The 17,026-nt window shown below is 42.3% G+C and carries 13 protein-coding genes; 7 read left to right on the top strand and 6 right to left on the bottom strand.

Annotated features, from left to right (window positions below; genetic code table 11):
- Positions 1 to 40: 40 nt before the first annotated feature.
- The 4 genes from H6G97_RS08935 to H6G97_RS08920 all read right to left on the bottom strand — a co-directional run bounded on the left by H6G97_RS08935 (position 41) and on the right by H6G97_RS08920 (position 5,888).
- On the bottom strand, positions 41 to 1,315 hold the full coding sequence (locus H6G97_RS08935) for a serine/threonine-protein kinase (protein WP_242054860.1): 1,275 nt from the start codon (positions 1,313 to 1,315) through the stop codon (positions 41 to 43).
- 907 nt (positions 1,316 to 2,222) lie between these two features.
- On the bottom strand, positions 2,223 to 2,849 hold the full coding sequence (locus H6G97_RS08930) for a cytochrome c oxidase subunit 3 (RefSeq protein WP_100898841.1): 627 nt from the start codon (positions 2,847 to 2,849) through the stop codon (positions 2,223 to 2,225).
- Positions 2,850 to 2,963: 114 nt separating this feature from the next.
- Entirely contained in the window at positions 2,964 to 4,700 is a 1,737-nt protein-coding gene (gene ctaD / locus H6G97_RS08925; protein ID WP_190940276.1) for a cytochrome c oxidase subunit I, read from the bottom strand.
- Between the two features lie 102 nt (positions 4,701 to 4,802).
- Positions 4,803 to 5,888 (bottom strand): cytochrome c oxidase subunit II, encoded by a 1,086-nt coding sequence (locus tag H6G97_RS08920; protein WP_190940275.1) that lies wholly within the window; start codon positions 5,886 to 5,888, stop codon positions 4,803 to 4,805.
- A 505-nt stretch (positions 5,889 to 6,393) separates the two neighbouring features.
- On the opposite strand from H6G97_RS08920, the gene H6G97_RS08915 reads away from it, so the two are divergent.
- From H6G97_RS08915 to H6G97_RS08905, 3 genes are all read left to right on the top strand, one after another.
- On the top strand, positions 6,394 to 7,335 hold the full coding sequence (locus tag H6G97_RS08915; protein ID WP_190940274.1) for a COX15/CtaA family protein: 942 nt from the start codon (positions 6,394 to 6,396) through the stop codon (positions 7,333 to 7,335).
- A gap of 218 nt (positions 7,336 to 7,553) precedes the next feature.
- A complete protein-coding gene (locus H6G97_RS08910) occupies positions 7,554 to 8,507 on the top strand; it encodes a heme o synthase (protein WP_190940273.1) in 954 nt (317 codons plus the stop codon).
- A gap of 164 nt (positions 8,508 to 8,671) precedes the next feature.
- A complete protein-coding gene (locus H6G97_RS08905; protein ID WP_190940272.1) occupies positions 8,672 to 8,893 on the top strand; it encodes a type II toxin-antitoxin system HicB family antitoxin in 222 nt (73 codons plus the stop codon).
- 66 nt (positions 8,894 to 8,959) lie between these two features.
- On the opposite strand, the gene H6G97_RS08900 is transcribed toward H6G97_RS08905, so the two are convergent.
- On the bottom strand, positions 8,960 to 10,261 hold the full coding sequence (locus H6G97_RS08900) for a pentapeptide repeat-containing protein (protein ID WP_277883271.1): 1,302 nt from the start codon (positions 10,259 to 10,261) through the stop codon (positions 8,960 to 8,962).
- Positions 10,262 to 10,480: 219 nt separating this feature from the next.
- Here H6G97_RS08900 and H6G97_RS08895 point away from each other — a divergent pair, with 219 nt between their 5' ends.
- The 4 genes from H6G97_RS08895 (at position 10,481) to dhaL (ending at position 14,374) form a co-directional block, all read left to right on the top strand.
- Positions 10,481 to 11,242: a 3'-5' exonuclease gene (locus H6G97_RS08895; protein ID WP_190940270.1), complete on the top strand. Its 762-nt coding sequence runs from the start codon at positions 10,481 to 10,483 to the stop codon at positions 11,240 to 11,242.
- 226 nt (positions 11,243 to 11,468) lie between these two features.
- On the top strand, positions 11,469 to 12,344 hold the full coding sequence (locus H6G97_RS08890; protein ID WP_190940269.1) for an MBL fold metallo-hydrolase: 876 nt from the start codon (positions 11,469 to 11,471) through the stop codon (positions 12,342 to 12,344).
- 307 nt (positions 12,345 to 12,651) lie between these two features.
- Positions 12,652 to 13,725 carry a dihydroxyacetone kinase subunit DhaK gene (gene dhaK, locus H6G97_RS08885; RefSeq protein ID WP_190940268.1) on the top strand — a complete coding sequence of 358 codons (1,074 nt, stop codon included), beginning with the start codon at positions 12,652 to 12,654 and terminating at the stop codon, positions 13,723 to 13,725.
- A 13-nt stretch (positions 13,726 to 13,738) separates the two neighbouring features.
- Positions 13,739 to 14,374, top strand: coding sequence for a dihydroxyacetone kinase subunit DhaL (gene dhaL, locus H6G97_RS08880; RefSeq protein WP_190940267.1), 636 nt, complete (start codon positions 13,739 to 13,741; stop codon positions 14,372 to 14,374).
- 107 nt (positions 14,375 to 14,481) lie between these two features.
- On the opposite strand, the gene H6G97_RS08875 is transcribed toward dhaL, so the two are convergent.
- Positions 14,482 to 16,770 (bottom strand): IMS domain-containing protein, encoded by a 2,289-nt coding sequence (locus H6G97_RS08875; RefSeq protein ID WP_190940266.1) that lies wholly within the window; start codon positions 16,768 to 16,770, stop codon positions 14,482 to 14,484.
- Positions 16,771 to 17,026: the final 256 nt, after the last annotated feature.

Here is a 17,026-nt window from a genome sequence, read left to right as displayed (position 1 = left end):
ACAACGAGTTTTATGATTGCTAATAAATGATTAACTATTTCTAATTGTAGTAAAGCTCAATTTTCTTTTTGGTAGTCTTTATAATAGTGGAACTATTTTTATAGGCTCCCCTGTTAGAAACTGATTTGGCTACTAGACTATTGACATTAACATTAGTAATCCGTGGCTCAACCAATTTTTCTCTAAAATTATTTAATTGAGTTGGTTGGTTTGGAGGCGATGTACCTGTATTAATAAATGTATAGATTAAAACTAGTACTATCAAGCTCGTGGTCGCGCCAAGCCCTATTCCCAACAACAAAATAAAGTTTTTATAACTTAGGAAATAGCTATCATCAGCCTTTTGATTTATGCTAGAAGATTGTAAGGATGGTGACAATTCCAAAGCAAAATTTAGCGCTTGCAAAGCTTCTGTGGCAGATTGGTAACGCTGATTGTAGCGATCGCGAACCATTGTATCTAAAATATCTGCTAGAGCGTCGCTTACCTGTGCCTGATCGCGCCAGATAACTTCTCCAGTATTGGGATCTTCTTGTAGTTGCTCAGGTACTAAACCTGTCAAAGCTTGAATGCAAATCATACCTACTGCATAGATATCGCTGCAAAGTTTTGGCTTTCCCTTAGCTTGTTCGCTTGGCATATAGCCAGGAGTGCCAACAGCAATTGTTAAGCCTGCTCCTAAAGCACCAATTTTTTTAATACTCCCAAAGTCAATTAATACAATCTTCTGATCGGAGTACCGCCGCATTAAGTTTTGAGGCTTAATATCTCGGTGAATAATATCGTTTTGGTGGACGAAGGCTAGAACTTCCAAAATGTCTTTTAATAAATTTAAGACTGCATTCTCGCTAAGATGCTGACCTGGTACAATTTCTTGAGTCAAGGCATGACCGTCAATAAATTCCTGGACTAAATAAAAATCCCCATCTTCATTAAAATGAGCAAATAATCTAGGAATTTGGTCGTGGTCGTTACCTAACTGGTATAAAACCTCTGCTTCCCGATCAAATAAGCTTTTAGCGATCGCTACAACCGCAGGGTTAGGATCTTTTGGGTGAAAATGTTTAACGACGCAATGGGGTTGCCCTGGTAAATCTAAGTCTATGGCTAAGTAGGTATCACCAGATCCTCCGCTTCCTAAGTGTTTGACAATCTCAAAGCGATTCCGAAGTGTTTTTCTGGCGAAAGAGTATCCATGTCTATTACGTATACCACTTCCTAACAAGTAAGTATCACCAGATTCTTCGCTTCCCACCAGTTTGACAGTTTCAAAGCGGCTTCGGAGTGTTTTTCTGACTAGAGGGTTCTGGCTCATGTGGCGTATACTACTTGTTAATTTGTTGACCATTCAGAGCTTGGGTAAGATTATCAATACTTGTGGCGAGATTTGTTAGTATTTAAGGCAGTCAACTTCTCAGGCAACCTATGCTTTTGAGCAGTTTTATGTTTATGGTTAGCCGCCTGATTGATTCATTTAATACCTTTATAGGTATCTTAATATAAAAATTTATTTCTGGAATAGTTAAATAATTTTATTATTTCAGTAAATCTAACACTAGTCAAACGTATTTATTACTTTCGGCAGAAGACAAGCTTCAAAAGTTAGAAGATTTATTTTAAATGTTGGGTCTGATTGCTGACAAAACCTTAAACAGTGGCATTTAAAGGCACAAATATCCTTACAGCATCCGCCATAATTTTGTCACCAAATTTTAGTCATTACTAACCCTGATCGCGCTGGAATATCAACGTAACGTTCGATAAATAGAAAAAACAGCAGATAAGGCTTTGAGGTAAATATCTAATGGTGAATTTTGAGGTAAATAGGTGTAATTTGTCAATCCTCTAGCTTTATTCAATAGTTTCTACAAAACATCCAACTTTTCCAACATTTCCCACCTTTTACTCGTGGCTGTATCAGTTGCATTTAGCAAAACTCATAGTGTAAAAAGTCTACGCTGATTTTAATATATTTTCTGCAACTCTTACTAGGTAAAGGAGAAAACTGTTTTATAGAAAGTAAAAAACGTTTTAGATAACTTTCCAGATATTTAATCTTCTAGAAACAGTCCTAATTTAGATTTTGCTCCCAGCCGATAGATAAAATAATAATTTCATATCAGCGCAGCTAACTGCAACGACAGCATTCTATTAATGAAAAAAGCCCCCTAGTGGGGGCCTATTCAGTTGTCCGCATTGAATGAACAACTAATAATTAATACTCACAGTAGATACAGTAATCCGAACAGAATAATCCAAATTACATCAACGAAGTGCCAGTAGATTTCGGCTGCTTCAATGCCAAAGTGCTTTTCGTTACTGTAGTGACCCGGAACGCGCGATCGCCATAACACGGCAACAATTGCCAAAACGCCGATAGTAACGTGCAATCCGTGGAAACCAGTCAAAACGTAAAATGCACTAGCAAATAAATTGGTAGTTAAACCAAATTCTAAATGGGTATATTCATATACTTGACCCACTAAGAAGATAGCACCCATTGCAGCCGTAATTGCTAACCAAATCTGGGCACCCCGCGCATCATTCTTTTTGATAGCAGTGTCGGCATTGTGCATGACAAAACTACTAGAAATTAGATTGATGGTGTTGACTCCAGGTAACAATAGTTCTAATTCTGGAGTACCTGCTGGCGGCCATGCGGGTAAGGTAGCACGGAAAGCCAAGTAGGCTCCGAACAACCCCATAAAAATCATCCCTTCAGCAATCAGAAAGACAATTAGCCCAAACATACGATGGTCTGGATGTTCTTCGTGATGGCCGACGGACGCTTCCGCCGCGTGGTGATGATTTAGTTCGGTTTTAGCTGGGTCAATAGTTTGACTTTGCATGAATTTTTATAAGTGGGGAATGGGGAATAGGGAATGGGGAGTGGGAGTTAGGAGTTAGAAATTGTCATAACTCATCATTCATAACTCATAACTCTTCACTTTTGACTCATAACTCTATTTACGGTCTTCGGGATTAGCAGCAACGGCTGGATCGGGTTTTGCTCTCAATACTGAGTTTGGACCGCCAGACAAGACTGGATCGGGATCAGATAAAGGTACACCTTCGTCAGCCTTTTCCAAACCGTAATCGTAGGGGCCTGTAGCTAGTACTGGAGTTTGATCAAAATTCTCGATCGCAGGTGGCGAGGTTGTCATCCACTCTAAGGTCAGTGCCTTCCAAGGATTATTACCAGCTTTCTCGCCGTATAACCAACTCCAAATCGCATTGATGATGAAGGGGAATGTCGAAACTGCTAGGATGTAAGCGCCATAAGTGCAGATTTCGTTGAGAAAGGTAAATTTGGGGTCATACTGGGCAATGCGGCGGTTCATGCCCATTAATCCCAGCTTGTGCATGGGTAAGAAGGTCATGTTTAGACCAACTATTGTTAAGGCAAAGTGAACCTTACCCCAAAATTCGTTTACCATCCGTCCCGTCATTTTCGGGAACCAGTGGTAAATCGCTGCATAAATACCGAGAACACTACCACCAAAAAGAACGTAGTGCAAGTGTGCCACCACAAAATAGGTGTCGTGAACGTGAATATCAAAGGGCACTGCTGCCAACATCACGCCACTGATCCCGCCAATCACAAAGGTGCCAACAAAACCCATTGCGAACAGCATGGCAGTGTTAAGCCGGATTTTTCCACCCCACATGGTTCCTAACCAGCTGAAAATTTTAATTCCTGTGGGTACGGCAATGATCATGGTGGTGATCATAAAGAACATCCGCAACCAACCGGGAATACCACTGGTAAACATGTGGTGCGCCCAAACAATTAGCCCCAAAAAGCTGATGGCAAGAGACGAATAAGCGATCGCTTTATAGCCAAAAATCGGCTTGCGGGAATGCACCGGGATAATTTCTGAAATTGCCCCAAAGAAGGGCAAAATCATGATGTAAACGGCTGGGTGGGAGTAAAACCAGAACATGTGCTGGTACACAACTGGGTCGCCACCGCCAGTCGGGTTAAAAAATGTCGTTCCTGCCAATAAGTCAAAAGCCAGCAGAATTAGACCAGCTGCTAGCACTGGTGTAGATACCAAAGTCAGCGCCGAGGTAGCAAACATCGCCCAGCAGAACAAAGGCATTTGATGAACTCCCATACCAGGGATACGCATCTTGAGCAATGTGACGAGGAAATTGATTGCCCCTAAAATCGATGACGTACCTAGTAGGAGGACGCTCATAATCCAAATTCCCTCACCTACTTGACCTGTTACCAAGCTCAGGGGAGGGTAGGAAGTCCAACCCGCATCCGGTGCATCGCCTACCACTAAACTAGCGATCAACAATATACCCGCAGGGGGAATCATCCAAAAGGCAACAGCATTCAAGCGTGGGAATGCCATATCCTTTGCCCCAATCATCAATGGGATAAGGAAGTTAGCAAAACCCGCACCAGCTGGCACGATCCACAAGAAAATCATGATCGTGGCGTGCAGCGTAAATAAGCTGTTGTAGACTTCAGGGGTGACGAAATCGACTTCTGGCGTTCGCAGTTCTGTACGAACCAAGTCAGCCATCACCCCACCGATACAGTAAAAAATGAATGTAGTGACTAGGTATTGAATCCCAATCACCTTATGGTCGGTGTTGAAACTAAAGTAGTCTTGCCATTTTCTGATCCCTTGCTCCTCAACAAGAGCAGGGGCGTTGGCAGTTTCTTGCACTTGAGCTTGGGTCATAGTCGTTAGTTATCTTTTGTCATTTGTCCTTTGTCAGTTGTCCTTCGTCATTTGTCATTTATTTAAGCCAATGACTAATGACTAATGACCAATGACCAATGACTAATGGTGAACTTGATGGAGGATTTCTGGCTTAATTCCCATGTCCTTGGTGTAAGGAGCGAGAAATTCATTTGGGGATAGATTCGCAGGGTTAACAGCAACGGCTTGATTTAGTGTTTCTTTGCTGGCAACTAGCTGTTCTTGCATCCATTTGTCAAAAGCTTCTTCTGGCTCAACGACTATTGGCGCTCTCATTGCACCGTGGTAGGGGCCACAAAGTTCAGCACAGATTAGGACATAATCTCCTGCTTTATTGGGGGTGAAGCGAATCTCGCTTTGCCTACCGGGGATCGCATCTTGTTTCAGGCGGAACTCTGGAACCCAAAAGGCATGGATGACATCGTTGGCTGTCATATTGATTTCCACTTCTCGCCCGATGGGTACGTGCATTTCACCTGTAGTTATACCAGTTTCAGGATAAGTGAAAATCCACGCATATTGTAGGCCTGTGACATTGACTTGTAATCCTGCTGGTTTGCCTGCTTTATCAGGAGTTCCCCCAATTGTCGGAGCAACACTACCGACACCAGGAGCATTCCGCTTTTGGGGAATTTGGTCAGCATTGCGGACTTCTGCGGTAGCTGGGTCTTGCATTGCCTCATCAGATTTTTCTTGATTGAGGTTGGGTTCGGTGCTGGGAGGAGTATCGCTTAAAGTTGCCGCCATCGCACTTCCAGGCATTGCCATTGACTCCTGATTCATCATCGGCGCTTCATGAATGGCATGGGGATCAAAGCCACCGATTTCGTTGTACACATCAAAGCTATAAACAGAAATGCCGATAACGATAATTGCTGGGATCGCCGTCCAGAGAATTTCTAGAGGTACATTGCCCTCAACTGGTGGGCCGTCTTCATTGTCACCTGCACGCCGACGGTATTTAAATGCAGAGTAAATTAAAATACCTTCTACGAGCAGGAATATACCTGTAGAAATGATCATCATCGCGTTGAATAGACCATCCACTAATACCGCTTCATCACTTGCTGCTGCTGGCAACAGTCCGTGATTTTGACCGTACCAAAGGCTGACTAGCGTTAGCACGATGCCAATCAGTAATGTCCAGATTGAACTTGGAATCTTCACGGCTTACTTAATTGAATTTACTACGTTATCTTAAAGCTGCTCACTTACTAAGGTAGTCTAGGCTAGAAGGCATGGAGTACAAAGGTCTGAAATTTTTATTAATTTTTTTAACTATTTTACTAATTTTGGGTACAAGGTGACTATCGGGAGGCAGGAGGTAGAAGGTAGGAGTAACCCAGATGCATTTAAAAGTATGGGATTTAACGACTGGGTTTTATACCCAAAACTAAAGTTTTCATTCATAATTATTTCCTGCTGCCTTCTCCTAAAATCAGTGGAAAAACTTAAGGAAAAATTTAGAATGTTTAAATTAATTGTGATTAATCAATTTTTCACATCTTGAAAAATACCTAAAGCTTCAGGCAAAACCTTTCTGGAGTGATTCAAAGTATAAGTGAGTGCTAATCTATAAACCCTTAGCCTATACGCTAGGGTGGAGATGGGACACTAAAAGAAAATTGAAAATTTTAAGAGATCCACCAAGAGCGGGCAGAAGGTATCCTTCATGAGCGAATTTGTCCTACAACAACAAAATGAAGCGGCAGTTGAGCAGCAAAAACCCAAGGAAATGATTCGTCGCTTGGTGTGGAAAATATGCATAGCCACCTTAATTTTGATGGCAATAGGCAGCGCCACCCGCGTGATGAATGCTGGACTTGCTTGCCCAGACTGGCCCTTATGCTATGGCGAACTGGTACCAGCCAAGCAAATGAATCTCCAAGTTTTTTTGGAGTGGTTTCACAGATTGGATGCAGCTTTAATTGGTGTAAGCGCGATCGCACTCTTTGGTTTGTCCTGGTGGCATCGGCGTTTCTTACCCAAATGGCTGCCTTGGGCATCAACATTCGCCCTATTTTTAATTGTCTTCCAAGGCATCTTGGGTGGACTCACCGTCACCGAACTATTGCGGTTTGATATCGTTACCGCCCACTTAGGAACGGCGCTGTTATTTTTTAGCACCCTCCTGATTATCGGCACAGCGCTCACGCCATATCAGGGAAATGGAACCGTTGGTAAGTTGCCTTGGGTCGGTTTAACTGCCGCTATTCTGGTTTACCTGCAAAGTTTGCTAGGTGCTTTGGTAGGCTCTCGCTGGGCGCTACACCAATGCCTCGGCGGTTCTCAACTTTGTACTGTAATGTACAGCCATATTGCTGGTTTGGTGCCGCCGACAGTGGCAACCTTGGCAATGGTATTTATCTGTTGGCGGACACCAGCACTACATCCAGCCTTACGGCGACTGGCAAATATAGCTGGTGGGTTGTTAACCTTACAAATCTTGTTGGGATTCGCCACTTTCAAATTACACCTCCAAGTTGAGCCTCTCACCGTCTCTCATCAAGTTATAGGAGCTGCTTTGCTGGGTACTTTGGTGGCTTTCACAGTTCTCGCACTGCGTGACTGGGCTACTAGCCGCGACATCACAGTGTTGAGCAATGACTGCTGAGTATGGAGTGAGGGAACAGGGGGAGTAACGGAAGGAAAAATTTCTAACTCCTAACTCCTGTACAGACGCGATTAATCGCGTCTCTACTAAACTATGGCCGCAACGGCGAGTATTGCGACCCACGCAGGTGCAGAAAATCTGTGTTTCATTTGCCTGAAAGAGCCACCTTGAGCGGGGGCTGTATATAAGTTGTTGAAAAATAAGGAACCAGAGCCAAAATGATTGAGACTAATGTCTCTCGCCACCACCAAACATTTTTACAGGTAGTTCAAAGTTACTACCAGCTAACGAAGCCTCGGATTATTCCGTTGCTTTTGATTACCACGGCTGGGAGTATGTGGATTGCTGCTAAGGGAGAAGTAGACCCATTGCTGTTGCTAGTAACTCTCACTGGTGGCACTTTGGCTGCTGCAAGCGCCCAGACGATTAACTGTGTCTATGACCGGGATATTGATTATGACATGGAGCGGACGCGCCATCGTCCGATGCCTTCGGGTAAGGTTCAGCCGCGTGATGCTCTAATTTTTGCGATCGCACTGGCGACAATTTCCTTTACACTCTTGGCAGTATTTGCCAATCTATTAGCCGCGCTGCTAGCTTTCTCTGGCATCGTCTTTTATATTTTGGTTTATACCCACTGGCTGAAACGACACACCCCTCAGAATATCGTTGTTGGTGGTGCGGCTGGGGCAATTCCGGCTTTAGTGGGTTGGGCTGCTGTCACAGGGACATTAAGCTGGTCAGCATGGCTGATTTTTGCCATCGTCTTTTTATGGACACCACCCCATTTCTGGGCGCTAGCTCTGATGATTAAAGATGACTACGCAAAAGTTGGGATACCAATGTTACCTGTGATTGAAGGTACTACGGTAACTGTAAAGCAGATTTGGTACTATACGCTGGTAACAGTATTTGCAACCGTGTTATTGGTTTATCCCTTGGGCGCAAGTGGAATTCTTTATGCTGCGATCGCCCTAATTCTGGGAGGATTATTTATCCACAAATCTTGGCGTTTGTTGCAAAATCCAGAGGATCGCGCTGTAGCTAAAGAGTTGTTTCTCTTCTCCATCTCATACATGATGCTGTTGTGTCTGGGGATGGTAGTTGATAGTCTTCCCGTTACCCATAATTTAATTAGTGTGGTGAGTAATCATCTGCATTTTATTGGTTAGGGGATGGAAAATTTAGCGATCGCGTTTGGTAAAGGGGCGCGATCGCATTTTTGGAAATTAAAAAATATACATAATAATTAGAGTTTCGCTGATTTGCGATTAAAAGTAAAATTTTAGTCATAGGCAAATCGATCAAAAAGCTAAATGAAGTTGTAAGAATCTAAATGTTGACAAATTACATTCGTACAGCATTGCACAAAGCAACCTACGAGTTACTTGAGGATGGAACTTTTTATAGTGAAATTCCAGAATGTCAAGGAGTTTGGGCAAACGCTGCAACACTAGAAGGCTGCCAGGAAGATTTGCAAGATGCTCTTGAAGGATGGATTATTTTAGGATTGCGTTTGGGTCATACTCTATCAATACTTGATGACGAAGTTACCTAATTCTAGAAACTTGATCAAAAATTATTGCAATCACTCTCTCAGCAAAAATCAATTGAAGCCTAACAACTAGAAATTTTCAGATAACTCGTCTTCAGGACTGCGCTCATTATCTATACCATTAGTAGTATCATCATTGTAAACATCTCCTGAAGGCGATATTGTTCCCCTTATATCCGCTTTCATCTGTATCACACCATACTGGTCATAAGCAGAAAGTTGAGTCTCAGCAAGGTCAGCATTAGTTAAGTCAGCACATTTTATATCTGTATCATCAAATTTAACGTGACTAAGGTTCGCACCCTTTAGAGAGGCATTACTAAGATTAGTGCATTTTAAGTTTGCCCCACTTAAATTAATGCTATTTAGGTTAAAGCCGCTCAAGTTTGTGTAGCTCAAATTAGCACCAGTCAAAATGATATTACTTACATCAGCGTCTTTGAAGTTGGCTTCACTAAGATTGGCTTGAGTCAGGTTAGCTTGGCTAAGATTAGCTCCATTGATATTTACTCTAGTTAGATTGGCATTAGTAAGGTCAGCATTGTTGAGGTTGGCCCTGCTAAGATCAGCCTGATTAAGATTGGCTCTACTAAGATTTACTCTACTGAGATCAGTATCAGTTAGGCTGCCACCTTCTAGCGTCGCATCACTAAGATCAGCATTGATAAGCTTGACTTCACGTAAGTCTACCCAACTTAGATTTGCCTTCTTAAGTTTGGCATTCGTCAAGTCTGCTTGTCTTAAATTAGCTCTGACTATATTTGTATTATCTAATTTTGCTCCTTTTAAGATTGCTCTACTAAGGTTTGCCCATCTCATATCTGCTTTCTCTAAATCAGCCTCGCTGAGATCAGCCTCACTCAATTCGGCATAGATCAGGTTTGCAGAAACTAATTTAGTTGAACTAAGCTTTGCTGCTCTTAGGTTCGCAGAATTTAGGTTTACCTCTTTCATATCTGCTTCTCCCAAGTCTGCTTGATCCAAATTTGCCTTACTTAAATTAGCCTTTTGTAAGATAGCTCTAGCAAGAATAGCTCTAGTTAGGTTTACGCCGCTTAAGTTTACACTACTGAGATTTGCCTCTGTCAGGTCTACTCCAGAAAAATCTCTCTCTCCAGCTTGATATTTGTGTAGAATTTCATCCTTTTTAACTCGTGCTGAGGAGCCAGCTACAAGTGGAAACAATTCGCCTAAGTCACAGTGGAAGTACTCGCATAAAACCGCAGCCGTGTTACAGTCAATCCGGTCAAACTCCTCCTTGTAAAGCCTGCCAATAGCATTAACACTAATACCAGTCACTTTAGCTAGTTGATATTGGGATAAATCCTGTTTTTCCATAAAATGCTTTAACTTACAGCAAATTTTTCTCATAAATTCTCTACAACGTTAATTAAGAAGTCTATAACAATATAGCGCTAGTGAATAGTAAGTCCACTACCGTATTAACACTAATTAAACTAATCACGCTAGTGTTGACAAAGTAACATCGGCAAAGTAACGTGTATATATTGGGCTGTAAAAAGCCAAAAAAATGCCCCCAAGCTTCCAACTTGGTAGGCATGTTTTCAATTATTTATTTCTACTTCTATTATGACCCAAAATTCCTTCGTTTCATCCAATGCTCAGTTTCCTATACCCGATCAGGTTCTAATTCTTGATACAGAAACCACAGGCTTAGACATTAAGACAGGGCAGGTTATAGAGTTAGGAGCTATTCTGTATTCGGTGAAACACCAAACCACTATCAAACAATATTCAGCTCTTCTGCCAGCACAGAATAATCCGGCAGAGCATATAAACCGGATTAAACCAGCACCGTTAATGGAAATAACAGAAGAACAAGTGGCTGAAAGTGTGTGGATGATAACTGAGATGGCAAAGAAGGCGCAGGTTATTGTCGCACACAATGCTGAGTTTGATCAGAAGTGGTTTGGTTCTTCAAATAATGGGAAGAGTCTACTACCTGTTTTATTGAACTCTAAAAATGAACCACTTCGTTGGGTTTGTACCTGTACTGAATTTGAATGGCCTCGTCAAATCCGATCTGGTCAGTCTCTTATTGAATTAGCAGCAGCGCATGATGTTGGTATTTTTGGAAATCATAGGGCATTAACAGACTGTCAATTGATCGCATATCTTTTTGATCGGATGGAGAACCTAAACGTCATGTTTCAAATGGCGTTAAGACCCAAAGCTTGGTTTAAAGCTCTTGTAACCTATGACAATAGGGAACTTGCAAAAAAGGCTGGGTTTAAATGGATTCCTGAACTTAAGAGTTGGGTAAGAAAAATGGCTGTGGATGATACCAAAGAACTTCCTTTTATGGTAAACCCAATTGAATTTTGTCAGTAATCTAGACGAAGTTTATTTTTTCCTGAAATAGAGCGATTGCGCTTATATTATTCCAGCCGTTGGCTAGAGGTGCGATCAATCTTTAACTTCAAGTCTAGATAGGCTGTCTTTTCTAAGATAGCCTATATCTAACCTTCAGAAGTCTACAGTCTCAAGTTACTTTTGCTAGCGTAGTCATATAAGGTTTATCGCTCCCCAGTAAGCGCCTGGAAGCAAAAGGATTAATATGGCTCATTTAAATCAGCGTCGTCCCCAAAATGTCAACGGCGATTTTTATGTAGATACTACCTGTATTGATTGTGATACCTGTCGCTGGATGGCTCCTGAAGTATTTTATGATGTTGATGATCAATCGGCTGTTTATCATCAACCATCGAATGAGGCGGAAAGATTGGCAGCGCTTGAAGCACTTTTGGCATGTCCTACTAGTTCTATTGGCACTGTTGAGAAACCAAAAGATATCAAAGTTGCTCAAGAAAAGTTTCCAATATTAGTAGCGGAAAATGTTTACCACTGCGGCTATCATTCTGAAAAATCTTACGGTGCTGCTAGCTATTTAATTCAACTTCCAGAAGGTAATATTTTGGTGGATTCTCCCCGTTTTACGGCGCCTTTAGTCAAACGTTTAGAAGAACTGGGGCCAATTCGTTATATGTACCTAACTCATAAGGATGATGTGGCCGATCATCAAAAGTTTGCCGAGCATTTTCAGTGCGATCGCATCCTCCACGTTGATGATATTACTGCGGATACTCGCAATGTAGAAATACAGTTAACTGGTTCTGAAGCATTTACTTTGACACCAGATTTATTAATTATCCCAGTTCCCGGTCACACCAAAGGACAAACTGTTTTACTCTACAAAAATAAGTTTCTATTCACTGGCGATCATCTCGCTTGGTCAGAAACTTTGCACCAACTGGCTGCATTCCACAATGCCTGCTGGTGTTCTTGGTCAAAACAGATTAAATCAATGCGTAACTTGGCTAATTACTCTTTTGAGTGGGTGCTACCAGGTCATGGGCGAAGATTTCATGCTGATAAGGAAACCATGCACCAGCAGATGCACAAGTGTATTGAGTGGATGGAATCTTTGAATTGAGTGAAACTGTCATATTCACCGACATCTCGCCCAGAACTGAAGTTCAGGGCTGATAGCGAAAGTCCACTCAAGTGGACTGAATTGATCATTTAGTCCACTTGAGTGGACTTAAGCTATGAAACTCGGAATTCATTCCGAGGCGGGATAGAAACACTGTGAAAGATTTATTAATAAAAATATGACTGTGGGTTTGTGTCTACACCGTAGCTTTTTAGTAGAGAGATTTAGAGAGAGGTCAGATTATATTGCATACAAACCAGAAGCGCTATAACCTGGGTTTTAGCACCCTTTTTACCAAACACGGATTATGAAAAAGCTGATCAACAAGCCGGAAGACTTTGTGCGGGAAAGTCTAGAAGGTATGGCGGCGGCTCATTCCGATTTAATTAAACTGAACTATGATCCCGCTTTTGTCTATCGCGCCAATGCACCTATTCCGGGTAAAGTAGCAATTATTTCTGGTGGTGGCAGTGGACATGAACCAATGCACGCTGGCTTCGTGGGCAAAGGAATGCTTGATGCAGCTTGTCCAGGTGAGGTTTTCACTTCACCAACTCCTGACCAAATGCTAGAAGCCGCAAAGCTTGTAGATGGAGGTTCAGGTATCCTTTATATCGTCAAAAATTACAGTGGCGATGTGATGAACTTTGAAATGGCAACGGAGTTAGCCCGTAGTGAGGGCATTCGATCGCTAAATATTTTGATTGATGACGATGTAGCAGTGAAGGATAGCCTCTATACCCAAGGACGGCGGGGTGTGGGAACAACAATACTGGCAGAAAAAATTTGTGGTGCGGCGGCTGAGGCTGGGTATGATTTGCCACAAATAGCAAATTTATGTCGCCGAGTAAATCTGAATGGGCGGAGTATGGGAATTGCTCTAACATCTTGTACAGTGCCCGCGAATGGAACGCCGACATTTGAGTTGAGCGATAGCGAAATTGAATTAGGTATCGGTATTCACGGGGAACCAGGGACAGAACGTACAGCCATCAAACCAGTAGATGAGATTACCGAAATATTGACGCGATCGCTCCTTGAAGATGCAGCATACAGCCGCACACTGCGCGAGTGGGATGAAGACAAAGGAGAATGGGTAAATGTAGAACTAACAAACCTACCATTTGCCAAAGGCGATCGCTTGTTAGCTTTCGTCAATAGTATGGGTGGAACTCCAATTTCTGAACTGTATATTGTTTACCGCAAACTCGCCCAAATCTGCGAACAGCAAGGATTGCAAATTGTGCGAAACTTAATAGGACCTTACATCACATCTCTGGAAATGCAAGGTTGCTCCATTACCCTGCTGAAATTAGATGATGAGATAATCCGGCTATGGGATGCACCAGTAAAAACACCAAGTTGGCGCTGGGGAATTTAACTAATTACGAATTATGTTGAGTCAGCCGCAGATATTGCAATGGTTGCAGGCTTATGCAACGGATATAGAGCAGAATAAAGCATATTTGACAGAATTAGATGCTGCGATCGGAGATGCAGATCATGGGATCAATATGGATCGCGGCTTCAAAAAGGTAAGCGCTCAGTTACCAACTCTTACAGATAAGGACATCAGCAACATTCTCAAAGCTGTGAGTATGACCTTAATTTCTTCCATTGGCGGTGCGAGTGGCCCTCTTTATGGCACTTGGTTTTTACGAGCAAGTACAGCAGTAGTTGGTAAGCAAGAATTAACAAAACAAGATGTTTTAGGGCTACTCCAAGCAGGCTTAGACGGCGTGCTACAACGTGGCAAAGCGCAACTAGGAGACAAAACAATGGTTGACGTGCTATCTCCGGCTGTAGCCGCTTTTAGACAGGCTGTAAGAGAAAGTAAGGCAACACTCGAAGCCATGCAACAGGCTGTAGCAGCAGCCCAAACGGGGTTACAAGAAACAATACCGATGCAGGCGAAAAGGGGACGGGCTAGCTACCTGGGGGAACGGAGTATTGGACATCCAGATCCGGGAGGAACTTCTGCTTATTTAATGTTGAAGAGTTTGTTAGGCGTATTGGAAAGTTCTAGGTAATATTAAATTCGCGTAATTATAGCAGTCCTAAACCATTTTTAAAAGGAAAATCAAAACTATTTACGCTGCGTAGCAGCTAAGGGTTTTAATAATTCAACTTTATCTGATTAGATTATCTGATTCACAACAGATGTACTCTGAATACGCCATTTACCTCGTTCTCTAATCAAATCATACCGAACTCGCAAATTATCGTTAGAAGACCTTTTAAACTGACCATTTTCATAGAACTGTGCCACTTCCTTAACCGTGGCTTCCACTGCGGCACGATCTGCAAATAAATCAATTTTCTCAACAGATTCTATCTTCAAGCTATGGTCATACTTGCCGTAGCGATTGTCTGACCGATACTGTTGAGCAATCAGCCGCCATTGAAATAAAGCTGAACCAGTTAAAATCTGATCTAAATTATTAATCTCATGATTGGGCCCTAAAGCTGCGGCTTTGGTCGAGAACCAAGTCCGAATAACTTCCTCTGCCGTTGCATTTGTTAAAGGCCCATCTGTTGCTTGTGGTTTACTATTTGGATCAGGAATAGATATTGGTGGTTGATTTATCTGTACAAACAACTCTATACCACGCAGAGAGGGTGGAGGAAAAAACAGATTTTTTAACCATCCAAAAGTTGTTGTCGCTAACACCCAGAAAACTAATATACTCACCAAAGAAATAAACACTCTCCATACCAGCCGTGTTTTCCCTTCGATGGTGTTAGCAAAAGTTCGCCGCCGCCGAGGACGACGAGAATGAGGACGATTATCTGGTATACGCTCTCGGCTAGCAGATGGAGTAGGTTTTCTCCGCCGACGCTTTTGGTTATGGCCAGGTGCTGCCGTCTTACCTGAACCATTTAAATGCTGATTAGTACCTCTGCTCATCCGTTCGGCAGCAGGAACATCTGATTTTACACTCTCAGATGAATTCCATATTGGTGGTGAGAAGTTTGAATATTCGGGTGTTTCTGGCAAATCTAGGTCAGATGTTCTGCTGTAGTTAGATTGCCTTGGAGTTCTAGCTGAATTGTTAAGGAAAGGAGAATTCTTTGTCTTCGCCTGCGGAAAATATTGGGGATTAACTACAGCCCATTCATTAGTTGTTTCTGCGTCCGTTGGCAGTGCTTCTAAATAAGCTTGCACCTGTTGGTTAGCAAAGTAATCTTTTAGAAAGGCTTGTTGGTTTGCTAAATCTCGAAAATGGGGAAATACTTCGTGTTGCAACCACTGTTCTGCATATAGACACAGCCCTGGTAACAAATCTGGAGAGTCTTGAGATTTTTCCCGAATAAAAGCTAAAGCTTCGTATTCTTGACTAAGTTCTAAAACACGAGTTGCTTCTTCAGTTTGTCCCAAGAGTAATGCACATAGCGACTGTTCTAAATGTACATCTTGGCGCTTGCCCAGACGCATAAGCATTTGCCTTGCTTGACGAATTAAAGCAGGTTGACGTTGAGCAAATCCGCGTGCTATCAAGGCATAAACAGCTAAGTAAGTGGCAACAGCAGAAGGACGTTTGCTTTGGGCTTCAAATAACTTGTGCTGTTCTGCAACTGTTAAGTGGTTGCGTAACTGCTGGATAAATCGCAGAAAGTCATCTATGTTTAAACCAGAATCATCATTGTTCGTGCCATCAATCCCGCCACGATCTTCTAACAGATTTTGCAATAATTCCAAGCCTTGGTTTCGTTCGGCAGTCTTTTCTTGAGGTAGTGCCAGCAACTCCAATATTCGGTATGGTCGCAATTTGTAAAGATCCGCCTGAATTTCAGCCTGTACAGTGGAAAACAACCCTTCGCGTACTAGCAGTTCTTGACCAGTTTCTAGGGATATGGCGGCATTTTCATAGTGACCTTGCTGCCACTGTTCACGACCTAATTCTAGACAGGCAAGGGCAACAGTGAGAACAACATCTGGATGTTCAGCACTTTCGTGTATTTCTTCGTCTGCTAAATTATTGCCCTTTCTTGCACTTGTAGCACCATTTTTATTTACCAGATAGGGACGACCTAGTTTCAATACAAGTTCGTATTCCCCCAACTCTTGCAAAATCAATAAAGCACCAACTAATTCGTCTTGGGTAATTTCGATACCTAGACTCTGAATGTCACTACCCCTTTTGGTGCTTTCTGGACGATTTTCCTTTGCTACTGCGGCAGCAGCAAGGTTATCTAGGTCATAGGCGTGGGCAAGATAGAGATGATCGTAGGTACTGCGTTGTTTTGGATCTGATAAAACCACGTAAGCTTCTTCTATGAGTTGTTTACGAGAAGAAATTGCTGCCTGAGAATACTCACGTCGAGGCAATTGTACAATGCGATCGCTGTATGCCTGTCGCAATTGTTCATCACTTGCCGCCAACGGTAGTCCTAAAATTCGGTAGTAATCTAGCGGAATTCGCACAGCCTACTTCCCCTGCACCGTGATCAACATAATTCACCTAGAGCGTTCCAGGCCTGTAAAACCGTGCCATAACAATACCGTATAGAATTTACTCTACAAGTGTATATTGCAACAACTTGTTTTGTACCTTCCCGAAATTTTGAGTCACATTCTAGTATTAATTTTTTGCTTTCGCCTAGAAATACTCAATTTTTTGTCTTAATTCTTAGTATTTTTGTTTAACACAACTATTATCAGCCTTCGATAGCACAAACCA

Origin of the sequence: Nostoc flagelliforme FACHB-838, assembly GCF_014698065.1 — a bacterium.
In the GTDB taxonomy this organism is placed as follows: domain Bacteria; phylum Cyanobacteriota; class Cyanobacteriia; order Cyanobacteriales; family Nostocaceae; genus Nostoc; species Nostoc flagelliforme_B.
This window is presented reverse-complemented; position numbering and strand designations above follow the sequence as displayed.